Origin of the sequence: Rhodococcus globerulus NBRC 14531, assembly GCF_001894805.1 — a bacterium.
Taxonomy (GTDB): domain Bacteria; phylum Actinomycetota; class Actinomycetes; order Mycobacteriales; family Mycobacteriaceae; genus Rhodococcus_F; species Rhodococcus_F globerula.
This window is the reverse complement of sequence record NZ_BCWX01000002.1, coordinates 194,817-217,327: the sequence shown is the minus strand read 5'-3', so window position 1 is coordinate 217,327 and position 22,511 is coordinate 194,817. Positions and strand designations below refer to the sequence as shown.

General features: G+C 62.7%; 22 protein-coding genes. 6 read left to right on the top strand and 16 right to left on the bottom strand.

The window, feature by feature from the left end:
• Positions 1-5: 5 nt before the first annotated feature.
• The 3 genes from kdpB to kdpF form a co-directional block, all read right to left on the bottom strand.
• Positions 6-2,003 carry a potassium-transporting ATPase subunit KdpB gene (gene kdpB / locus RG2_RS09595; RefSeq protein ID WP_230590070.1) on the bottom strand — a complete coding sequence of 666 codons (1,998 nt, stop codon included), beginning with the start codon at positions 2,001-2,003 and terminating at the stop codon, positions 6-8.
• 113 nt (positions 2,004-2,116) lie between these two features.
• Positions 2,117-3,802, bottom strand: a complete 1,686-nt coding sequence (gene kdpA / locus RG2_RS09590) for a potassium-transporting ATPase subunit KdpA (RefSeq protein ID WP_033232999.1) — start codon at positions 3,800-3,802, stop codon at positions 2,117-2,119.
• Entirely contained in the window at positions 3,802-3,900 is a 99-nt protein-coding gene (gene kdpF, locus RG2_RS09585; protein WP_033232997.1) for a K(+)-transporting ATPase subunit F, read from the bottom strand. The genes kdpA and kdpF overlap by 1 nt, the downstream gene beginning before the upstream one ends.
• Positions 3,901-4,217: 317 nt before the next feature.
• Between kdpF and RG2_RS09580 the strand changes: the two genes are divergently transcribed.
• Both RG2_RS09580 and RG2_RS09575 read left to right on the top strand, forming a co-directional pair.
• Complete coding sequence (locus tag RG2_RS09580; protein WP_033232995.1) at positions 4,218-5,642, top strand: amidase; 1,425 nt, start codon at positions 4,218-4,220, stop codon at positions 5,640-5,642.
• A gap of 6 nt (positions 5,643-5,648) precedes the next feature.
• A complete protein-coding gene (locus tag RG2_RS09575) occupies positions 5,649-6,209 on the top strand; it encodes a TetR/AcrR family transcriptional regulator (RefSeq protein WP_033232993.1) in 561 nt (186 codons plus the stop codon).
• Here the strand turns inward: RG2_RS09575 and era are convergent.
• The 5 genes from era to RG2_RS09550 all read right to left on the bottom strand — a co-directional run bounded on the left by era (position 6,206) and on the right by RG2_RS09550 (position 10,935).
• Positions 6,206-7,123: a GTPase Era gene (era, locus tag RG2_RS09570; protein ID WP_033232991.1), complete on the bottom strand. Its 918-nt coding sequence runs from the start codon at positions 7,121-7,123 to the stop codon at positions 6,206-6,208. The two genes, RG2_RS09575 and era, sit on opposite strands and share 4 nt — an antisense overlap.
• A gap of 25 nt (positions 7,124-7,148) precedes the next feature.
• Positions 7,149-8,453 (bottom strand): hemolysin family protein, encoded by a 1,305-nt coding sequence (locus RG2_RS09565; protein ID WP_033232990.1) that lies wholly within the window; start codon positions 8,451-8,453, stop codon positions 7,149-7,151.
• Positions 8,454-8,475: 22 nt separating this feature from the next.
• Positions 8,476-9,018 (bottom strand): rRNA maturation RNase YbeY, encoded by a 543-nt coding sequence (gene ybeY, locus RG2_RS09560; RefSeq protein ID WP_033232989.1) that lies wholly within the window; start codon positions 9,016-9,018, stop codon positions 8,476-8,478.
• A gap of 48 nt (positions 9,019-9,066) precedes the next feature.
• On the bottom strand, positions 9,067-10,155 hold the full coding sequence (locus tag RG2_RS09555) for a PhoH family protein (RefSeq protein ID WP_033232988.1): 1,089 nt from the start codon (positions 10,153-10,155) through the stop codon (positions 9,067-9,069).
• A 99-nt stretch (positions 10,156-10,254) separates the two neighbouring features.
• Positions 10,255-10,935 (bottom strand): TetR/AcrR family transcriptional regulator, encoded by a 681-nt coding sequence (locus tag RG2_RS09550; protein ID WP_045066997.1) that lies wholly within the window; start codon positions 10,933-10,935, stop codon positions 10,255-10,257.
• Between the two features lie 98 nt (positions 10,936-11,033).
• Here RG2_RS09550 and RG2_RS09545 point away from each other — a divergent pair, with 98 nt between their 5' ends.
• Entirely contained in the window at positions 11,034-12,623 is a 1,590-nt protein-coding gene (locus tag RG2_RS09545; protein ID WP_033232987.1) for an MFS transporter, read from the top strand.
• Here the strand turns inward: RG2_RS09545 and RG2_RS09540 are convergent.
• The 5 genes from RG2_RS09540 to hrcA form a co-directional block, all read right to left on the bottom strand.
• Positions 12,615-13,379 carry an alpha/beta hydrolase gene (locus RG2_RS09540; protein ID WP_033232985.1) on the bottom strand — a complete coding sequence of 255 codons (765 nt, stop codon included), beginning with the start codon at positions 13,377-13,379 and terminating at the stop codon, positions 12,615-12,617. The two genes, RG2_RS09545 and RG2_RS09540, sit on opposite strands and share 9 nt — an antisense overlap.
• Positions 13,380-13,393: 14 nt before the next feature.
• Complete coding sequence (locus RG2_RS09535) at positions 13,394-14,632, bottom strand: L,D-transpeptidase (RefSeq protein WP_033233180.1); 1,239 nt, start codon at positions 14,630-14,632, stop codon at positions 13,394-13,396.
• A gap of 119 nt (positions 14,633-14,751) precedes the next feature.
• Positions 14,752-15,513, bottom strand: coding sequence for a 16S rRNA (uracil(1498)-N(3))-methyltransferase (locus RG2_RS09530; RefSeq protein ID WP_033232983.1), 762 nt, complete (start codon positions 15,511-15,513; stop codon positions 14,752-14,754).
• Between the two features lie 2 nt (positions 15,514-15,515).
• The gene (gene dnaJ / locus RG2_RS09525; RefSeq protein WP_033232981.1) at positions 15,516-16,667 is read right to left on the bottom strand and encodes a molecular chaperone DnaJ; all 1,152 of its coding nucleotides are present in this window, start codon (positions 16,665-16,667) and stop codon (positions 15,516-15,518) included.
• Positions 16,668-16,746: 79 nt separating this feature from the next.
• Positions 16,747-17,790: a heat-inducible transcriptional repressor HrcA gene (gene hrcA, locus RG2_RS09520; RefSeq protein ID WP_033232979.1), complete on the bottom strand. Its 1,044-nt coding sequence runs from the start codon at positions 17,788-17,790 to the stop codon at positions 16,747-16,749.
• Positions 17,791-17,889: 99 nt separating this feature from the next.
• On the opposite strand from hrcA, the gene RG2_RS09515 reads away from it, so the two are divergent.
• Positions 17,890-18,213: a type II toxin-antitoxin system VapB family antitoxin gene (locus RG2_RS09515; protein ID WP_033232977.1), complete on the top strand. Its 324-nt coding sequence runs from the start codon at positions 17,890-17,892 to the stop codon at positions 18,211-18,213.
• Here RG2_RS09515 and RG2_RS09510 read toward each other — a convergent pair.
• The 3 genes from RG2_RS09510 to RG2_RS09500 all read right to left on the bottom strand — a co-directional run bounded on the left by RG2_RS09510 (position 18,210) and on the right by RG2_RS09500 (position 20,628).
• Complete coding sequence (locus RG2_RS09510; protein ID WP_230590057.1) at positions 18,210-18,788, bottom strand: maltokinase N-terminal cap-like domain-containing protein; 579 nt, start codon at positions 18,786-18,788, stop codon at positions 18,210-18,212. The genes RG2_RS09515 and RG2_RS09510 overlap by 4 nt on opposite strands.
• A gap of 86 nt (positions 18,789-18,874) precedes the next feature.
• Positions 18,875-19,684 carry an ABC transporter permease gene (locus tag RG2_RS09505; protein ID WP_033232975.1) on the bottom strand — a complete coding sequence of 270 codons (810 nt, stop codon included), beginning with the start codon at positions 19,682-19,684 and terminating at the stop codon, positions 18,875-18,877.
• Entirely contained in the window at positions 19,681-20,628 is a 948-nt protein-coding gene (locus RG2_RS09500) for an ATP-binding cassette domain-containing protein (protein WP_051730380.1), read from the bottom strand. Before RG2_RS09500 ends, RG2_RS09505 begins: the two co-directional genes overlap by 4 nt.
• Before the next feature lie 94 nt (positions 20,629-20,722).
• Here RG2_RS09500 and RG2_RS09495 point away from each other — a divergent pair, with 94 nt between their 5' ends.
• Positions 20,723-21,439 carry a TetR/AcrR family transcriptional regulator gene (locus RG2_RS09495; RefSeq protein ID WP_033233178.1) on the top strand — a complete coding sequence of 239 codons (717 nt, stop codon included), beginning with the start codon at positions 20,723-20,725 and terminating at the stop codon, positions 21,437-21,439.
• A gap of 256 nt (positions 21,440-21,695) precedes the next feature.
• Positions 21,696-22,508 carry an RCC1 domain-containing protein gene (locus tag RG2_RS09490; protein ID WP_165826307.1) on the top strand — a complete coding sequence of 271 codons (813 nt, stop codon included), beginning with the start codon at positions 21,696-21,698 and terminating at the stop codon, positions 22,506-22,508.
• Positions 22,509-22,511: the final 3 nt, after the last annotated feature.

Genomic DNA, 22,511 nt, shown 5'->3' with positions numbered 1-22,511 from the left:
GCAGGTCACCCAATCCCGGGAATCAAACGAACAACAAGATCGATCAGCCAGATACCGATGAACGGCGTGATCACACCGCCGAGTCCGTACACCAGCAGATTTCGGCCGAGCAGCGCCGATGCCGTCGACGGCCGATATCGAACGCCCTTCAGGGACAGTGGAATCAGCGCGATGATGACAAGCGCATTGAAGATCACGGCCGAGACGATTGCCGACTCGGGAGTGGCCAGTCGCATGATGTTCAGCGCATCCAACTGCGGGTAGATACCACTGAACAGAGCCGGCAGAATCGCAAAGTACTTCGCGAGGTCGTTTGCCAGCGAGAACGTGGTCAACGCGCCGCGAGTGATGAGCAACTGCTTGCCGATCTCGACGATCTCGATCAACTTGGTGGGATCGGAATCAAGATCCACCATGTTCCCGGCCTCCTTGGCCGCCGAGGTACCGGTGTTCATCGCGACGCCGACGTCCGATTGCGCCAGTGCGGGAGCGTCATTGGTACCGTCGCCGGTCATCGCCACGAGGCGACCACCCTCCTGTTCCTTTCGGATCAGGGCAAGCTTGTCTTCCGGCGTTGCTTCCGCCATGAAGTCGTCCACACCAGCTTCGTCCGCAATGGCCTTGGCGGTCAACGGATTGTCTCCGGTGATCATGATCGTGCGGATTCCCATGGCGCGCAGTTCCGCAAACCGCTCTGCCATACCGGGCTTGACGACGTCCGAGAGTGCGATGACGCCCAGAACCGACGCTTTCTCACCCTCTGCCACAGCCACAACAAGTGGTGTACCGCCCGCCTGGGCTATCTCGCCCACGGAATCGGTGACGGCAACATCGACTGTTCCGCCGTTTCGCGCAATCCAGCCCAGGACGGCATCGGCCGCGCCTTTGCGGATCTCGCGACCAGGCAGGTCCAGTCCACTCATACGCGTCTGCGCTGTGAACGGAACGAACTCTGCCCGGTTCTCGTCCGCTGTCGGTTCGGTTCCCAGGCCGAACTGTGCGGCGCACAGTTCGACAATGCTGCGCCCCTCGGGAGTTCCGTCCGCAAGGCTCGACAACCGCGCTGCGGCAGCAAGTTCGAGCGCCGAGACACCCGGAGCGGGATGCAGTGCCGTGGCCCGGCGATTACCGAAGGTGATGGTTCCGGTCTTGTCCATCAACAGTGTGTCGATATCCCCGGCAGCTTCGACGGCGCGTCCCGACATCGCAAGCACGTTGCGCTGCACCAGACGATCCATCCCGGCGATGCCGATAGCGGACAGCAGAGCACCGATTGTTGTCGGGATCAGGCACACCAGAAGGGCGATCAATTTGATCGGATCCTGTTCGTGGCCGGCGTACAACCCCATCGGACCGATCGCAACGACCGCGAGCAGGAAGATCACCGTGAGCGACGCAAGCAGGATGTTGAGCGCAATCTCGTTCGGTGTCTTCTGACGCGAAGCGCCCTCGACCAACGCAATCATCCGGTCCACAAACGACTGGCCTGGTGCCGCCGTGATCTCTACGACGATGCGGTCGGAAAGTACCGTCGTACCACCGGTGACGGCGCACCGGTCACCGCCCGATTCGCGGACCACCGGCGCGGATTCGCCGGTGATGGCGGACTCGTCGACGGACGCGATGCCTTCGACGACATCGCCGTCGCCCGGTATGACCTCACCCGCCACCACGATCACCCGGTCGCCGACAACGAGGTCGGTACCGGACACCATCTCGATGGCACCACTCTGCGTGATGCGATGGGCAGTAGTGTCCTGCTTCACCTTTCGCAGACTGGCGGCCTGTGCCTTACCTCGCCCCTCGGCCACGGATTCGGCGAGGTTGGCAAAGATCACCGTGAACCAGAGCCACAGTGTGATCACCCAAGAGAAGACGGACGGTTCGGCAATCGCCATGACCGTCGTGATGACGGAGCCGACGAACACTACGAACATCACCGGATTGCGGGCGAGATGCCGCGGGTCGAGCTTGCGTACGGCGCCCGGTAGTGCAGTGATCATCTGCCGCGGGTTGAACGCGCCGGCCTTGACGTGGTGGGAATGGACGGCGCCGTCGACGCTGTCCACCGCCACAGGTTTTTCTTCGGTATTGAGGGTCGCTTCGGTATTCATGGTCATTGGAGCGCCTCCGCGATAGGGCCCAGTGCGAGGGCCGGGAAGAATGTGAGTGCGGCAACCAACACAACGGTGCCGGTGAGGAGTCCGGTGAACATCGGCCCCGACGTGGGCAGGGTACCGACGGTGGGCGCCACCTTCTTCTGCGACGCCAATGCTCCGGCCAATGCGAGCACAAAGATGATGGGCAGGAAGCGGCCGAACAGCATGGCGATACCGAGCGAGGACTGGAACCAGTCGCTCGTGACGGTCAAACCGCCGAATGCGCTGCCGTTGTTGTTCGACGCCGACGCGAAGGCGTACAGCACTTCACTGAAGCCGTGGATGGACCCCGGTGAACCCGGATCTCCGCCGTTTCCTTGATATCCCAAGGTCGACCCGAGAATCACTGTGCTGCCGGTGCCGATCAACACCAGCGCAGGCATCACCAGAATCGAGAGCGCTGCCAGGGTGATTTCACGTCGGCCGAGTTTCTTACCGAGGTACTCGGGCGTGCGGCCAACCAGGAGTCCGCCGACAAACACCGCGATCAGCGCGAGGACCAAGATGCCGTACAGACCGGTTCCGACCCCGCCGGGAGCGATTTCTCCGAGCATCATGTTGAGTAGGACCGCACCGCCGCCCAAGGGAGACATACTGTCGTGTGCGGAGTTGACTGCGCCGGTGGATGTTCCGGTGGTGCTCACCGCGAACAATGCCGATCCGGGAATCCCGAAGCGGACTTCCTTACCTTCCATCATCGAACCTGCTGCGGTTGCGGCGACACCGCGAGCACCGGATTCAGCGGCCAACGTGACGGCCAGCAATCCGCTCCACAACAGACCCATCACAGCGAGCAGCGTCAGCCCTTGACGGCGGTCACTGACCATCGTTCCGAAAGTCCTTGTCAGACAGACCGGAATCAGCAGTATCGCCAGAATTTCGACGATGTTGCTGAGCGGCGTCGGATTCTCGAACGGATGGGCGGAGTTAGCAGCAAGGATTCCGCCGCCGTTGGTTCCGAGTTCCTTGATCGCTTCCTGCGACGCCACCGGTGCGAGGGCATTGGTGACGGCATTTCCGTCGAGACCCGTCGACGCAAATCCGCTGTGGAACGACTGAATCACGCCCTGACTCAACAGGATCAGTGCGATCACAAACGAGAACGGCAACAGGATACGAAGGCATCCTCGCGTGAGGTCTACCCAGAAGTTCCCGATCTCACCGCCCCTCGCTACTCGGACGAAGCCGCGAACGAGCGCAATCGCCACCGCCATACCCACAGCTGCCGATACGAAGTTCTGAACAGCCAAACCCAACGGCTGAACGACATTGCTCATCGTCGTTTCCGGAGTGTATGACTGCCAGTTCGTATTGGCCACAAAGGAAATCGCCGTATTGAACGCCACCGCCGGGCTCACCCCTGACAGCCCGTCACTGAGCGGCAATACACCTTGGATCCGCTGAAGGAAGTAGAGCAGCAACGCACTCGCGAGCGAGAATCCCAGCACACTGGCGGCGTAGCCGTACCACTTCTGCTCAGCCCGTGAATCGATCCGGCCGACTCGGTAGATGACGCTCTCCACCCGCAGATCACGGGTCGAGGTGTACACCCGAGCCATGTAATCGCCGACCGGAACGTACGCGATCGCCAACACAATCAGAACAAACGCAATCTGCAGTCCGGCTGCCAGAGCGGGCGACATCAGAACCTCTCAGGATCTACGAGCGCAACAAGGAGATAAACAACCAGAGCCGCGGCCACGGCAATCAGCACGACGCTGACAACACCGGCGACCGTCATTTGGGAGCGCTCGCTTGTAAGGCGCGAAGAACCAGTGCGCACACGAGAAAACCACCAAGAATCAGAGCAACGTAGGCCAAGTCGGCCATGAGCTTCCCTCTTCGACATCAAAAACCGTGCTGCAGTTCATCGCAGCCATGACGCACCAGGAGCGCTCTCCCAGCTTCGACCTGAAAATGCCGGCTTTGACGCTCTCTGACGATCCGTTTACACAGCGGACAACCGTCTTGACGGAATCTTGACGCGCCACCCACCGTCGTCAATACTGAAACGCGTTGCTGATCGGTCGCTCGATAAGTTCCGAATAAAGGAGTTCAATGCCGCCGAGACCGCATACGGAACTGCGCGATGCCCCTACCTTGATCGATCAGGTAGCCGGTCTGACGTCGGGCGCCACGTCGTCCGTAACGGCCACGACCGAGACACTCGACCGCATCGACGCAGCGCAGTCGACTCTCAATGCATTCAAGATCGTTCGCCGCCAGAAAGCACTCGAGGAAGCCGCCGACGCAGACCGCCGGCTTGCCCGCGGTGAGCGACTCCCGCTCCTGGGCGTACCCATCGCGGTCAAGGACGATGTCGACATCACCGGCGAGCCCACCGCATTCGGTTGCCCCGGCGACTTCCCCGTCAAGACGGAAGATTCCGAGATGGTTCGACGGTTACGCGCCGCCGGCGCTGTCATCGTCGGCAAGACCAACAGCCCTGAACTAGGCCAGTGGCCGCTCACCAGCGGTAGCGCCTTCGGATACACCCGCAATCCATGGTCACGTGAGCACACTCCCGGCGGTTCGTCCGGCGGTACCGCAGCCGCGGTTGCGGCCGGATTGGTCAGCGCCGGAATCGGTTCCGACGGAGCCGGGTCGATCCGGATACCGGCGGCCTGGACCAATCTGGTCGGCATCAAACCACAGCGTGGCCGCATCTCCACGTGGCCCGACGCCGAAGCGTTCTACGGCCTGACCGTCAACGGACCGCTTGCCCGCACGGTCGCCGACGCAGCCCTTCTCCTCGACGTAGCAGCCGGAAACCATGACGGCGACCTACACACGCCGACGCCACTCACGGTCAGCGACGCGGTCGGCCGCGATCCCGGAAGGCTGAACATTGCTCTCTCCCTGCGTAATCCGTTCACCGCTACACCGGTCACACTCGATCCCGAAGTGCGAAGGGCTGTATATGCCGTCGCCGACACGCTGCGCAGTCTCGGCCATCGCGTCGTCGTGGATGATCCCGCCTACGGACTGATCTTCGGCCTCAACTTCCTGCCACGCTCACTCGTCGGGGTACACGATTGGCTCGGGCGCCTCCCCGACCCGGCGCTCGCAGACCCGAGAACTCGCGGAAATGCACAGAGCGGCAAGCTACTTCGCGGGGCACCGTTGCGTGCCGCTCGGGCGGCCGAGCCGAGGATGCGCAGGCGCATCGGCGCGATCTTCGACAAGTACGACGTTGTCCTTGCGCCAACCACGGCAACTCCGCCGATCCCGGTCACCGCTATCGACGGTATCGGCGGCTGGGAAACCGACAAGGTGATGACTGCGGCGTGCCCGTATGCCTGGCCATGGAATGTCCTCGGGTGGCCCTCGATCAATATCCCCGCGGGATTCAGCAGCGCCGGACTGCCGATCGGAGCACAATTGATGGGTAGCGAGAGCACTGAGCCGTTGCTGGTTTCGCTCGCCTCGCAATTGGAGTCGGTGCTCCGCTGGGATCAGAGTCGTCCTCAACAGTGGTGGTGAGCCCAAATGGCCGCAGTAGACATCCGAACAAGCATCCTCGACGCGGTACTTCACATCGTTGCCACCGAAGGTATCTCCGGTGTGAGTAACCGTCGCATTGCATCCGACGCCGGGGTGTCACTGGGTTCCGTCACGTATCACTTTCCGAGCCAGTCGGACATGCTCCGGGCCGCACTGTCCCGGTTTGCCGCCGAGGAGACTGCCCGCATACTCGAGCTCGTCGAGCAGTACCGCGACCAGGATTTGAGCGCGGAGGATGCGGCGGCGGCCACGGAGAGCATCGCGCAGGACATCGCTTTTGTGGTCGAGCGGATCGCACCGTTCGAAATGTTCGTCGCCGCAGGCCGCGATCACGAACTTCACCAGATTGCCGCGGAGTGTTTTGCGGCGTATGACTCTTTGGGAGTCGCAGTCCTGACCGCGCTCGGGGCACCTGATCCGGAATCCGTCGCGTCCTACCTCGTCGCGATGATCGTGGGCCTACAACTGCGCCGCCTGGCAACAGGTATCGACAACGCGGATGTCGCGTCGTCGATCCTGTTGGTACTCAAAGGGGCTGCGCCCTAGAACCCGAGCCGGCCCAACTGCTTGGGGTCGCGCTGCCAGTCCTTGGCAACCTTGACGTGCAACTCCAGGAAGATCCGCACACCGAGGAGCTTCTCGATCTGCAGACGCGCGCTGGTGCCGACTTCCCGTAGGCGCGCTCCGCCCTTGCCGATGACGATGCCCTTCTGGCTGGGCCGCTCGACATAGAGCAAAGCGTGGACGTCGAGCATCTCGCCCTGCTTCTCGGTGCGTCCTTCACGCGGAATGACCTCTTCGATCACGACGGCGAGAGAGTGCGGCAATTCCTCGCCCAGACCCTCGAGCGCGGCCTCACGGATGAGTTCGGCCATGAGCACCTCTTCGGGCTCATCCGTCAATTCACCGTCGGGGTAGAAGGCCGGACCCTCGTCCATCAGACCGGACAGCACGTCGACCAGTATCTCGACCTGCTCACCCGACTGGGCGGACACAGGCACAACTTCGCACTCGGGTCCGAGCAGGGTGGACAGTGCTAGCAACTGCTTGCCGACGGCGTCGCGGCTGACCTTGTCGATCTTGGTGACGATGCCGACCAGCGTCGTCTTCGGCGCCATCTGGCGGACCTGCTGCACGATCCAGCGGTCACCGGGGCCGATGGGCTCGTCAGCCGGAATGCACAGGCAAATGACGTCGACCTCGGAGTACGTGTCACGAACCAGGTCGTTGAGGCGCTGGCCGAGCAGGGTGCGCGGCTTGTGCAAACCCGGGGTGTCCACCAGGATCAGCTGGGAATTCTCGCGGTGCACGATGCCGCGGATCGTGTGGCGCGTCGTCTGCGGACGCGAGGACGTGATGGCGATCTTGCTGCCGACCAACGCGTTGGTCAACGTGGACTTACCCGTATTGGGCCGGCCGACGAAACACACGAACCCCGACCGGAATTCCTTCTTACTCATACCTACTCCTCGTAGAACGTCTCGCTCAGTCATCGTTGTCTTCTGCCGCATCGTCTTCCGAGCGAGGCGCACGCTGCACAAAAACCGTGCTGATGCGCACACGTCCACGGCCGGTGTTCGTTCCCTCACCGCGCAGGATCAAACCGTCGTACTCCACCTCGGATCCGGGTAGCGGCACCCGGCCGAGCACGTAACCGATCAAACCGCCGACGGTCTCGACTTCGTCGTTCTCGAGTTCCAGATCGAACAGTTCGCCGAGGTCCTCGATGGGCAGGCGCGCCGAGACGCGGAACATCCCGTCACCAAGATCTTCGACGGGTGGTGTCTCGTCTTCGTCGTACTCGTCCGCGATCTCGCCGACGATTTCCTCGATGACGTCCTCGATGGTCGCGAGGCCGGCAATTCCGCCGTACTCGTCGACGAGGATCGCCATGTGGTTGCGGTCGCGCTGCATTTCGGCGAGCAGGCTGTCGAGTGGCTTGGAATCCGGAACGAATACCGCCGGACGCATCACCTCACAGACATTGACACTGCGGCCGCCGTCGGGCAGGTGATAGGTCTGTTTCACCAGATCTTTCAGGTACACGACACCAAGAACGTCGTCGACGTTCTCACCGATCACCGGTAGGCGCGAGTGTCCGCTGCGCACTGCCAACGACGTTGCCTGTCCGGCGCTCTTGTCGTTCTCGATCCACACCATGTCGGTGCGCGGCACCATGACCTCGCGGGCGGACGTGTCGCCGAGATCGAACACGGACTGGATCATGCGACGCTCTTCGTCGTCCACGACGCCGCGAGCCTGTGCCATGTCGACCAGTTCACGCAGTTCGATTTCCGACGCGAACGGGCCGTTCCGGAAACCTTTACCCGGCGTCAGCGCATTACCCAGAAGAATGAGGATGCGACTGACCGGCCCGAGAAGAACACCGATCCACAACAGCGGCAACGACGCCGTCAGAGCGATCGAGTACGCATGTTGACGACCAAGCGTCCTCGGCCCGACACCGATCACCACGTACGAGACCAGCACCATGACAGCAGCCGTGGTTGTCAGAGCCCAGCCCATCGACATGACATCGATGAGTGCGCCCGCCAACACGACTGTTGCGGTGATCTCGCACAAAATGCGAAGCAACACCATGAGATTCACGTAGCGCGGACGATCGGTCAGAATGCGTTGCACGCGCTCCGCGCCTGCTCGCTCCTCTTTTGCCATCTCGTCGATGCGTGCCGACGATATCGTGTTGAGCGCCGAATCCACGGCGGCGAAGAGTCCACCGACCGGGACCAGAGCAACGGCTAGTACCAACAGCGCGATTGCGCTACTCACTACAGATCCCCCGGCTGTTCGATTATCGGTCTGCGCCGTCGACGAACCCGGTCTTGCCGAGCAGTTTCTGATCTCGCTCCGCCAGCGCGGCCTCGCGTTCGATCCGACGCAAATCCTCGTACCACTCTTCGAGGAGACTGTTCTGCAGTCCGAACATCTCCTTCTCCTCTTCCGGCTCCGCGTGGTCGTAGCCGAGGAGGTGCAGCACCCCGTGGACCGTCAGCAACGCAAGCTCGTGGGCCAGTGAATGCCCGGCCTTGTCTGCCTGATCGGCCGCGAACGACGGGCACAAGACGATGTCGCCGAGCATCGACGGTCCGGGTTCCGGGGAGTCGGGGCGTCCGCCTGGCTCCAGTTCGTCCATCGGGAAGGACATGACGTCGGTCGGACCCGGAAGATCCATCCACCGGACGTGCAGATCTGCCATCGTCGCGGAGTCGACGAGAACCATCGACAGCTCGGCCGCCGGATGGACATCCATCCGTGCGATCACGAAACGGGCGACACTGATCAACTCCGGTTCGGAGATGTCCATGCCCGATTCGTTCGAGACCTCGATGCTCATGTGCGACGCTCTTTCCTGGGAAAAGTAGGGGTTGGTGCGTCGCTCAGCCTACCGTCGAGGTGAATGAGCATGCGCAGCGCGGCGTTGTGCTCGGTTGCCGAGCCTCGGCTCCCCGTCGCGATCCGTTTCGTGGCGTTCATAGGCGTCGACGATGTCGGAGACCAATCGATGGCGGACGACGTCGCTGCTGTCGAGCTTCGCGAAGTGGATATCGTTGATGCCCGTGAGGATTTCGGATGCCGCCCGTAGTCCCGATCGCGCACCGCCAGGCAGGTCGACCTGCGTGACGTCTCCGGTGACAACGATCTTGGATCCGAATCCGAGCCTGGTGAGGAACATCTTCATCTGTTCGGCCGTGGTGTTCTGCGCCTCGTCCAGGATGATGAACGCGTCATTCAGGGTGCGACCACGCATGTACGCCAGTGGCGCTACTTCGATGACCCCGGCTGCCATCAACTTCGGAATGGCTTCGGGATCCATCATGTCGTGCAAGGCGTCGTGCAAGGGGCGCAGGTACGGATCGATTTTCTCGTGCAACGTGCCGGGCAGGAATCCCAACCGCTCGCCCGCCTCGACGGCCGGACGGGTCAGGATGATGCGTGAGACCGACTTGGACTGCAAGGCCTGCACAGCCTTGGCCATCGCAAGGTACGTCTTACCGGTGCCTGCCGGCCCGATGCCGAAGACGATGGTGTTCTCGTCGATCGCGTCGACGTAGCGCTTCTGGTTGAGCGTCTTGGGACGAATTGTCTTGCCGCGCCGCGACAAGATGTCGAGCGAGAGCACCTCGGCCGGGGACTCCCCGACCTCGTTGGTGAGCATGCCGATGGTTCTGCGGACGGCGTCGGGTGCGATGGGCTGCCCGCGCCTGGCCATCACGGCCAGCTCGGCGAATACCCGCTCCGCGAGAGCAACGTCGGCCGGTGTTCCGGACAGTGTGATGGTGCCGCCACGAACGTGAATATCGGCAGAAAGCTCACGTTCGATCGCGGTGAGATTTTCGTCCGTCGATCCCAGTAGTTGACGCACGGTCTCCGGCGCCAGGTCCATACTCGATCGGACGGTGCGCTCTGCGGGCAGAGCGCGCTCGGTAACGGTGGATGTACGGTTGCCGCCGAACTCACTGTGTTCACTCACGTGGAGAATATGGCCTGCTTCCTGGTCCGAAAGAGCCCGCTCGACCCGAGGGCTCCGATACTTCGAAGTCTAGCGCCCGAGTCCGACACCGCCCACTTGTTAATCCCCGGGCGCAACGGGCGGCACTGACTTTCGGATCCATTTCCAGGCGTCCGCGACTATCTCCGCGCTGCGGTCCGGGCTGATCCCGACCAGGACGAGACACACGATCGCGAAGGACTCTCCCGAGTCCGTGATCACCCCACTGTTTGCCTGGTCGAACAGCGTGATGGTCACCGATTCGGTCATCGCAACCAAGGTTTCGGCCGGCAGATAGGTCGAGAAGATACCTTCTCGCTGGCCTTGCTCGACAACCCTGATACTCAAGGCGCGAGCGGGTTCCATCAGGTCGAGGATGCGCTGCTCACCCAATTCCTTTCGGGCGAAACTGAGCAGCACCCGGAACCGATCTCCCACCGGCCAGGCCAACAACGCCAGCACGGCGGTCGCAAGTTCCGGGTTCTCTGGCGGCTCCCCCGCGCGACTCAATGCCGCCACCAGATCAGCGGACGCCTCGTCCACGATTCCGTTGATCAGGGCGTCACGGCTCTCGAAGTGTGCGTACACGGTCCGCCGCACGACGCCGGCGGCTTTTGCGACGTCGTCCATGCTGGCGTCGGGATCGACTGCAAATGCTGTGATCGCCGCTTCGATGATGCGACTGCGGTTCGCCCGCGCCTGACTGCGTCGCTGCCGCGTTGCCGGCACAGCAGTTCCCGATTCCGTCAACGCGTTGTCCACCTTCCTCGTGTGATCTACATCAATGATAGTTGCACAATGGTGTGCAAGTTATTAACTTACACAGCACTGTGCAAATAGATCAGAAACGGAGTCGCGCCATGACAACACTCGTGAGCAAACCGGTCACAGAAATGGACCAGCCGTATCCACGGCGATGGGCCGCGCTCGGGGTGCTGTGTCTGAGCTTGTTGATCGTGGTCATGGCCAACACGGCACTGATCGTCGCGGCGCCGGACATGACCCGCGACCTCGGACTCACCAGCACACAACTTCAATGGGTCATCGACGGCTACACGGTCCCCTACGCCGCGTTGATGCTGCTGTTCGGCGTGATCGGCGACAAGTACAGTCGTCGCGGTGCACTCCTCGCCGGACTCGCGGTGTTCGCCGGCGGCGCAGTCTTCGGCAGCATTGCCGACACCACCACCGCCGTCATCTCGGCCCGCATGATCATGGGCGTCGGTGCCGCGATCATCATGCCCGCGACGCTCTCGCTCCTGGTCGCGACCTTTCCGAAATCCGAACGCTCACGCGCCATCGCGGCCTGGGCAGCCACCTCGGGTCTTGCCATCGCGCTCGGCCCTCTGCTGGCCGGGTGGATTCTCGAAAGTCGTTCCTGGAGTGCCACATTCCTGATCAACGTCCCGATCGCAGCAATTGCGGCCCTGGCCGCCGTATTCCTGGTGCCGCCGAGCAAGGCCGAGCGCCTCGGCCGCATCGACTGGATCGGCGGCGCGCTGTCGGTCGTCACCATCGGCGCACTTGTCTACTCGATCATCAACGGTTTTCACTTCGGGTGGACCGCAGGACCCATCAGCGCAGCAGTGCTTGCCGCACTCGGCCTCGCGATGTTTGTCGTCTGGGAACTGCGTCATCCCCAACCGCTCCTCGACGTCCGTAAACTCGGTCAGCGTGTGGTCGGCGGCGCAACACTTGCCGTACTGCTTCTGTTCCTGGCCGCATTCGGCGCTATCTACTACATCTCGCAGCAATTCCAGTTCATTCTCGGATACGGAGCACTCGAGACCGGTGTCCGTCTGTTGCCCTTGGCAATTGCCGTGTCGATCGGTGCGGTGGTCAGCGGCCGGATCACCCCGCTGATCGGTGTACGCGCATCCATCGTCGGTGGCATGCTCATCGCTGCGATCGGCGTCCTCATCCTCACGCAGGTGGACGGTGACTCCGGCTACTGGATGTTCGCGGTCCCGCTGATCCTGCTCGGTCTCGGCATCGGCCTCAGTGAACCACCGGCCACCGACGCCATCATGGACAACTTCTCCGAGGACGATCTTGGTGCCGCCGGCGGTCTCAACGACACTGCCATCGAACTCGGCGGTTCACTCGGAATTGCCGTCCTCGGCTCGATTCTGGCTGCAAGCTACAAAGATTCGATTGCAGGATTCATCAGCGGAATGCAGGTCCCGCAACTGACCGGCGAACTGGCCGAGCAAGCCGCCTACGCACTCGAAGTATCCGGAGAATCCGTCGGCGGCGCTTCCCTGGTCGCCGAAGAGATGGCCGACAATCCATTGGCCGCGGCTCGAGCTCAGCCGCTACTCGACGCAGCCGGTGCCGCGTATGCCGACGCGATCTCGGCCGCCAGTTGGGCGGGCGGCCTCGCACTGCTCGTCGGCGCGATCGTCGTCGCGTTCATCCTGCCGCGCAAAAAGGCTCTGGTATCAGTGTGACGTAGCCGGTGGGTCTTCCAGAACCAGTTCACGGGAGACCCTCCACGACTCGGCCCCGGGCGAGAGAAAAGCATCGTGCCCCTCGCCCTCGACCACACGCAATGCCACGGGATCACCGGCTGCCTGCGCCGCCTTCACATACCGCGCACTGACCTTCGCCGGCACCTGCAGATCATCGCTGCCCGTCACACACACGACGGGGACGCCGATCGGCAACCGATGTTGCGGCGACGCACTCCGATACAGATCCGGATCCGATTCGAAGGGGATGCCGAAAAGATCCTCGATGTAGCTGATACGTCGACCACGCTCGGCCGCCGACGCAAGATCCAGTGCGGCGGCCTGCGCGACAACGCGCTCCGGGCGCGTGAACACGTCCTTCTCCCCCGCCAACCAGACTGCGAGGTGCCCACCGGCGGAGTGCCCGACAAGGCGAACCTTCGTCAGGTCGAATTCGATCTCGGTAGCTTCGGCCACAATCCCGGGAATCGCGTCGTACGCGGTTTTCACGTCTGTGGACATCTCCGGCCAGCCGCCGCCGGCCCCGAGGCGCCGGTACTCGATGTTCCAGACCGCCACACCAGCTCGCGCGAGTTCGACGGCAAACGCGGTGCCGAGGTTCAGCCCGTACTGCCCGCTCCAGAATCCGCCGTGGATTTGCATGACCACAGGAACTGGGCCGTCAACGGTGTCGGGAACGTACAGATGACCGAACTGCTGACCGTGGGAACCGTAGGAGATCTTGATCCGAGACACCAGGAAAACCTAGCTCAGGCGAGGGCGCTGCCCGCGGCCCACTGGTCCCAGGACAGGGTCCAGTCGCCGTTCTGCCACACCTCGAGCGGAGCGCCACCGGTGTTCTTGATCTCGACAACGTCACCGGGCTGCGCGAAGTCGAAGAACCATTTGGCATTGGCCGCACTGAGATTGAGGCAACCGTGTGACGTGTCGGTGTTGCCCTGAGCCCAGACGGTGCTTTCCAACTCGTGCAGATAGATACCGTCGGTGCTGATACGCGTCGCCCAGTTGATGGTCTCCTTGTACCCGAGCCGCGAGTTGATGGGCAGACCGTACGTGGACGAATCCATGATGACCGGGTTTGCCTTGTCCATGACGGTGTACGTGCCTGGCTGTGTCCAGAAGGACAGTGTGGTGTCGCCGATGGTTTCGGTTCCACCCATGCCCATGGACGTCGGCATTTCCTTGATCACCTGACCGTTTTCGTACACGGTCACCATCTTGGTGTTGTCGTCGGCAATGGAGATGTGAGAGTCACCGATCGTGAAGGCGACGGTGTCGTCCTGCTCGCCGTACAGACCCTTGCCTAACTCTTTGCCGTAGATGTTTGCGCTCACCGACACCGTGGTTCCCGGCGTGTAGTACTCCTGCGGGCGCCAGTGCACGTTCTGGCTGTCCACCCAGTACCAGGATCCGGTGACGGGCGGATTGGTCGTCACCAGTAGCGATTTCTCAGCAGCGGCCTTGTCTCCGATGGATTCGTCGAAGTGAACCGCAACGACGGTGCCGACGCCGTACGTGCCGCCCTCGGAGATGGACGCGCCGCCGGTGGTGTTGATGTATGCCCGCGTTTGATTACTCGGGGCGACCGTCGAGAGCGTCGTATTCTTGGTTGTGGCAACACCATTCGAATCGACTGCATCGACAACCAGGTCATAGGACTTGCCGTAGCCGAGTGGTTCACTCGGCTTCCACGCCGTCTTGTCGGGGGTGATGATTCCGGCGACGTCCTTACCTTCGGGATTGGTGAGGGTGACGCTCGTCAAAGTGCCCTTGGCGACCTCGACGGTGATGGGGTCGAGTGGGTTGATCGGAGTGCCGCCTTCTGCGGGCGACACCGAGATGACAGCGATACTGGTTGCCGTTGTGGCAACAGCACTCGCAGCCGGATCGGCCTTGTCGTCAGTGGATACGGTGCACCCCGCAGCCAGCATCATTGCCGCGACGGCAGCCACCGCGCCTGCAACCCGCTTGTGCGCACGTGAGCGCATCTTTCCTCCTGAGATTTCCGAACGAGCCCGCGGAACACCGCCGGGCAATTCAACGATAGTGGTCTTGGCTGACACTTCGCTGAGCGCTTGGTCTCAATCGGCTTCAGATCACATACCGCTCAGTGCAGTGGTCGCGGTCCCCAGCGGTCGGTCAGAACACCGATGGCGCCCAATGCAACTGCACCGGCCGTCGAGGTTCGCAGCACAGTCGGGCCGAGTAGCACGGGAGTTGCGCCCGCCTCCGAGAGTGCAGCGATTTCCGAGTCGTCGAGCCCACCTTCAGGTCCGACAACCAGAAATACTTCTTCCGCACTTGCCAGGGGAAGTGCCGCGAGCGCAGTGGTGGCCGACTCGTGCAGAACAGCTACGACGGCGCCGCGCGCAACGGCTTCGCGAACCAGCGCAACCACAGCCGCGGTCTTGTGCAGTTCGGCGATCTCCGGAACGAATGCCCGGCGCGACTGCTTGGCCGCCGACACCGCGGCACTACGCCAACGAGCGACGCCTTTGGTGAGCTTCGCGCCTTCCCATTTGGCGACGCACCGCAGTGACTGCCACGGAATGACGGCGTCGACACCGGCCTCGGTGGCCAACTCGACAGCCAACTCGGAACGCTCCGCCTTCGGCAATGCCTGAACGAGTGTCACCAGCGGCTTCGGTTGCTCGAGTACCTGTACGTCACTGACCAGAAGTTCCAAGCGGTCTTTCCCGGCTGCGGTCACCTCGGCGTCGGCGACGCGGCCACGGCCGTCAGCCAGTACAAGGCGCTCACCGACACCGATCCGGCGGACGGTCGCCGCATGGCGACCCTCCGGACCGTCCAGAACCGCAGTCTCACCGACGCCCGGAACGGGGTCGAGGAAAAAGACCGTCGCAGCCACTGTCAGCGGCCGCTGAATGCTTCGCGAAGACGCGAGAACAACCCGCCACTGTTCTGCGACCCGGTGGAGACAACTTCGGCCTCGTCACGATCGCGGAGCAACTTGAATTCCTTGAGCAACTTGGACTGCTTGTTGTCGAGGCGGCTCGGGATGACCACTTCGAGGTGAGCGTGGAGATCGCCGCGCGTACCGGACCGCAACTTCGGCATACCATGTCCGCGAACAACGGCGACGTGACCGGGCTGAGTTCCCGGCTCGATGACGATTTCCTTGGGGCCGTCGATGATGGTGTCAACGGTGACCGTCGTACCCAGCGCCGCATCGACCATGGGGACGCGAATGGTGCAGTGCAGATCTTCGCCGTCGCGGACGAAGACCTCATGCTGCTGCTCGACGATCTCGACGTACAGGTCGCCGGGATGTCCACCGCCGGGGCCGACCTCACCCTGCGCGGTCAAACGGATACGCATGCCGCCTGCAACACCCGCCGGAACCTTCACGGTGATGTCGCGCTTCGCGCGGACGCGGCCGTCGCCACCACACTTGTGGCACGGATCGGGAATGGTCTCGCCGGCGCCGCGGCACGTGGGGCACGGACGCGACGTCATGACCTGGCCGAGGAACGAACGCTGGACAGACTGCACTTCACCGGCGCCGTTACACGTCTCGCAACGGACAGGCTTGGAATCACCGTTCGTGCCGGCGCCCGTACAACTGTCACACAGAATCGCGGTCTCGACGGTGACGTGCTTGCTGACGCCCGTCGCACATTCTTCGAGAGTCAGTTTGGTGCGCAGCAGGGAATCGGCACCGGGTTGCACGCGTCCGCGAGGTCCACGGCCTGCGCCACCGCCGCCACCGAAGAACGCTTCGAAGACGTCGCCGAGGCCGCCGCCACCGAATCCACCGCCGAAGCCGCCACCGCCGCCCCCACCGGATTCGAGGGGATCGCCGCCGAGGTCCACGATGCGACGCTTCTCCGGATCGGTGAGAACCTCGTACGCCGTCGAGATCTCCTTGAACTGGGCCTGCGCTGCCTCGTCCGGGTTGACGTCAGGGTGCAGTTCGCGAGCCAGCTTGCGGTATGCGCGCTTGAGTTCCTGATCGGTCGCGTTCTTGTCGACGCCGAGCAATCCGTAGTAATCCCGTGCCACGTTTTTTCTCTCGTCCTTCTCTTACTTCTAGTTTTCCTCGTACCTCACGAAGAGGAGCGTCGGCCTGCGGCGACGCACGTCATCGTTCGGAGAGGACTTCGCCGATGTATCTGGCAACGGCGGCAACCGATGCAATTGTTCCCGGATAGTCCATCCGAGTGGGACCGAGCACACCGACACCACCGAAAACGGTACCGGCCGCACCGTAGCCCGTCGAAATCACGGAGGTCCCGCGCATTTGCTCGACCTGAGTTTCTTCACCGATCCGGACGGTGACCATCCCGGCGTTCTGGGTCGATGCCAGCAGTTTCAGCACCACCACCTGCTCTTCGAGCGCTTCGAGAACCGCCCGCAACGAACCCGGGAATCCGGCCAGGCCGGAGAAGTCGGAGGCGTTGCGCGTCAGGTTGGCCGTTCCGCCGAGGACAAGACGCTCCTCGGGATGCTCGACCAGCGTCTCGACCAGGATCGTCGCGGACCGGACAACGGCGTCGCGCAGATCGTCGGGAGCCTCGTCGGCCAGTTCGGAGACGGCGATGGAGGCTGCTGCCAGACGCTTGCCTTCCAGCGCGCCGCCCAGCAGTGCACGCAACCTGGACAGATCCTCGTCCACCAGAACGTCACCCAACTCGACGATGCGCTGATCGACGCGCCCGGAGTCGGTGATGAGAACGAGAAGCAACCTCGCCGGGGTCAACGCCACCACTTCGAGATGACGGACCGACGACGCCGAGAGTGTCGGGTACTGAACTACGGCTACCTGCCGGGTCAATTGAGCCAGCAGACGCACACCGCGTCGCAGCACGTCGTCGAGGTCGACGCCGGATTCCAGAAATTCCAGAATGGCGCGGCGCTCGGGCCCGGACAGCGGTTTGACGTCGGCTATGCGGTCGACGAACTCACGGTATCCCTTGTCTGTCGGCACGCGCCCAGAACTCGTGTGGGGTTGGGCGATGTAGCCCTCGGCTTCGAGAAACGCCATGTCGTTGCGCACGGTGGCACTCGACACACCAAGGTTGTGACGCTCGACCAGAGCCTTCGATCCGACCGGATCCTGCGTGGAAACGTAGTCCGCGACAATTGCGCGCAGAACCTCGAATCGCCTGTCGTCGGTACTCGACATCGTTGCGACCTCCGTTTCCCGCGCGCTGTGTGCACTGATCTCAACTGGCAGTCTAATCGCCCGAGCGCCAGTCTCGGGTGGTGGCCTTACTGTGGAGTCATGATTTTCAAGGGCGTGATGGACGGCAAGCCGTATCCCGACCACGGACTGTCCCTTCGTGACTGGTCCAAATTTCCGCCGCGTCAGGTCCGGCTCGACGAGATCGTGACCACCACCAAGGTCCTCGAGCTTGACCGCCTTCTGTCGGAGGACTCCACGTTCTACGGCGATCTCTTCCCACACGCCGTCCAGTGGAAGGGCACCTTGTACCTCGAAGACGGCCTGCACCGGGCGGTGCGTTCAGCACTGCGGAATCGCGTCGTTCTCCATGCGCGAGTCTTCGACTACGACGCGATGCCCGGAATTATCGAAGGTTCGCACTAACCGATCTGCAGCGACGCGAGCAAGGCGCGCTCAGCCTGGCCGGGCCACGTTCCGGTCAGGGTGAGTTCACCCAATTCAGCGCCGGCGTCGATCACTCTGAACACCGTCAGTTCCAGCATCCCGGATGTGATCGTTGTTGCCGAACCCATCGTTGTTGCCGAACCCGCGGTGGAGCAGTTCACCGCCCCGATCGACGGAACGTCTCCGGACCCGCTACCCAACACATGTGTTGTGACCTCACGGGCATTGCCGGGGTCAGCGAACTCCAGCGCCGCTTCGGTTCCTCCGGTGACGATGGTCGTTGCCAGTGCGCGGACGTACACCGGATCGCAGCACGCGTCGTACACCCAGCGCTGCCCCAGGACGGAATGGTCCATGGTGGAGACCAGGAAGGCTTCCGCCCCGACTAGTGGAGCACCTCGATACGTGAGCGGGATCTGGAGAACCGCTCCGTCCGCAGTGCGGAGCAGATGCGTCTCGATGCCGACCTCGCCGTCCGGATCATCGAAGCGGTACGCGTCGATGTGCTCGAGGCTCGAGGTATCGGCGGATCCGACCCACGGTTGCCCAGGCACCCAAGCACTGAGCAGTTCGATCTTCGAGGATTCAATTGCGCACTGTGTATGAGGGCCACGCAGGTGAGGTTACTGCGACAGCGCGGTTACTGCGATGACGAGTAGCGCCGCACTGCAATCGGGATCGCGACCGCTAGCAGCACCGCAGTCCACCCGAACGCCGCGGCAACGGGATGCTGCATGGGCCACGATGCATCGGGCGCAACACTGGTACCCGAACCGAACAGCTCACGCAGCGCCGCGACCACCGCACTGACGGGATTCCACTCGGCCACCGTTGCAACAACACTCGGCATGGTCTCGGTGGGGACAAAGACGTTCGAGAGCATGATCGTCCCGAAGATCAGCGGGGCGAGCTGTTGGAGCAACTGCTCGTCCCGGATGGCACTGCCGAGCACGATCCCGAGCCACGCGAGTGCCCACCGGAATGCGACGAGCAGCACTAGCGCAAGCGCCACGTCTGTGGCCGACGCGTCGATCCGCCATCCCGACAGATACCCGACTCCCGCCATAGCGGCCAAAGCCACTGCGCCGGTGACGGTTTCCGCCAGTGCCAGACCCGCAGGCATAGCAACAGGATGGATGGGCAATGCGCGAAGCCTGTCGGTCAGGCCGCTGTGCAGATCGGCATTCACTGTCGAAGCGGTGACCACCAAGCCCATCGACGCAACAAGGACAAGTACACCCGGAGTGAGATACGACCGATACGCGACCCCGTCGGCGCCACCGGACAGTGCACCACCGAAAACGAAACCGAACAGCAGCATCATGCCAAGGGGCGCAGCAAGAGTTACTGCAACCAGTGCGGGCGCGTGGCGATACACCGCAACGATCCGCATGAACAGAATTCGGGTGCCGGTAAACGCCGAGACGGCACTTCGGGTGGGCGTGGTCATGCGGAAATCCTCTCGCTGGTGTGGCCGGTGAGGGCCAGGAAGGCGTCGTCGAGTGTTGCCCGGCGACGCCCGATGTCCTGCACGGCAATTCCGGCGTCGTCGAGCGCCCGCAGTATCGGCAGCAGCGCGATCGACTGCCCGTCGAAGGCAAAGGACAGTTCCGTCGCCGAATCGTGAGAAGCACCTGGCCGGCCGCCGAATCGCCCGACAATCTCGGTGACCTCACCACATCGGTGCTCGTCGGCGATCACCACGTCGAGACCTGTTCCCACAGCCTCGACGATCTCGTCCGGGGTTCCGGCAGCAACTACTTTTCCGGCGTCGATGATGGTGACGCTGTCCGCCAGCTTGTCGGCCTCGTCGAGGTATTGGGTGGTCAGTACGACGGTCGTGCCGTCGTTCACGAAACTTCGTACGTATTCGTAGATTTCGTGTCGGCTTCGCGGATCGAGACCCGTCGTCGGTTCGTCGAGGAACAGAACGGCCGGGCGCACCACCATTCCCGCGACGATGTCGAGTCGCCTTCGCATGCCGCCGGAATACGTCTGCACCTGCCGGTCGGCAGCATCGAGGAGTTCAAATCTTTCTAGTAGTTCCCCCACATGCAGACGCGCAGCCTTAGCCGCATATCCATTGAGCCGAGCAAACATAGCGAGATTCTCGGCGCCGGTCAGACGAGGATCCACGGCATGAAATTGTCCGACCAGTCCGATGTTCTTCTTCACCTGCGCGGCGGCCAGGACTGTGTCGAAACCGAGAACACGAGCGCTGCCCGCACTGGGCCGCAACAGCGTGGCAAGCATCCGCACGATCGTCGTCTTGCCGGAACCGTTCGGTCCGAGCAACGCATGAACAGTCCCCGCGGGGACGCTCAGATTCACACCGTCGACCACCGTGCGCTTTCCGTAACACCTGGTGACTGATTCCACTTCGATAGCCGGCACGTCTACCTCCTCAATTGGGAACACTGTTCGCAATTAGAGAATAGACAACTGCGAACAGTGTTCGCAACTACCGAAGTGGGGCATGCTTGGTGCTATGACCAACGCCGGACCACCGGCCTCGCTGTGGCTGCGAGGCGAGGACACCAAACGAGGACCCCGCCCGGCTTACACGCTGGAACAACTTGCCGACACCTGCGTCCGAATCGCCGACGACCAGGGGCTCCGCGCAGTGTCGATGCGCGGTGTCGCACAAGAACTGGGCACGGCCGCCGCGTCGTTGTACCGGTACGTCAACGGCAAGGACGACCTGATGGCACTCATGGCCGACTCCGTCGGGGCCGAATACGACTACCCGCCACTGACCGGAGACGTGCGCACCGACGTCCTCGCCATCGCCGTGCAGTCGCGGGCGATTCACCGCCGACACCCTTGGCTCAGTCAGATCCAGCCGACCGGCCTCGGCCCGCAGTCGATGCGCTACCTCGACCAGATGGTCGGCGCGCTGTCACCGACCGGCCTGAGCGCACCAGCGACGATGACCGGAATCGCACTACTCACAGGCTGGGTTACCAGCTTCGCAGCGCAAGAATCTGCGGGAATGTCCGCCCGCTCCTCTGCCAACAGCGGGGCCGAACACATCGGCGCACTACTCGCCCACGGCGACTATCCGCACCTGGCGGCACTGTATGCGAGCACCGATATCAGCACACCCACAACAGAATCAGCACCCACAACAGAATCGATAGACAACAACACGGCATTCGAAACCGGAATCGACGCACTACTGTTCGGCATCGCCCCGAATAATTGAGCCCCCACCACCACATCGCAGTGGCCAGTTTCGTCCACACGCACATAGTGGCCAAAAATGGCCCTAAATAATGCGTGCTTTTGACCCAACTGTCCGTTATCTTTGCTCAGTGGTTACCGACGGTGCCACACCGCCCCTGTGCGGGATTTTGCCGCAGAGAGGCACAGCCATGGTTCACCGGCGCCGATTACGCCCTGTCAGTCGTTTACAGGGTCTCGCCGTCGTATTGACTGGAGGTGTGCTCACTCTTGCTGCTGTGACAATCGCTGCGGCCGGACCAGATGACATGCCGGTCGAACCACTCGGAAACGTGGCCTCCTGGGGATGGGACGGCTCCGCCCTCGCCGCAAAGACCCCTCGAGGTAGTGGCTTCACCGCCTACGCCGAAGGCGGCAGCCATTCGCTGGCGCTGAAATCCGACGGCACCATCACATCTTGGGGAAACGACGGCTCCAAGCTGGTCACGAACACCCCCACCGGTAGCGGCTTCACCGCCATCGCCACCGGCACTTACCATTCGGCGGCACTGAAATCCGACGGCACCATCACATCCTGGGGCTGGGACACCTACAAACAGGTCACGAACACACCTACCGGCAGCGGGTTTACCGCCATCGCCGCCGGAGACAGCCATTCGGTGGCGCTCAATGCCGACGGCACCATCACATCCTGGGGAGACGACGGCTTCAACCAGGTCACGAACACCCCCACTGGAAACGGCTTCACTGCCATCGCCGCCGGCAACTACCACTCGGTGGCATTGAAATCCGACGGCACCGTCGTCTCCTGGGGAGGCGACAGCCACCGGGTGGTCACCGGCTCTCCTCGGGGCAACGGTTTTACTGCGGTCGCCGCCGGCGCACACCATTGCGTGGCACTGAAATTCGACGGCACCATCACCTCGTGGGGCTGGGACAACGACAAGCAGGTCACGAATACGCCCAGGGGTAGCGGCTTCACCGCCGTCAGTGCCGGCGCCAACCATTCGTCGGCCCTGAAATCCGACGGCACCATCATCTCCTGGGGCGATGACAACTTCACTCAGGTGACAAACACCTACCCGAAGTAGCTA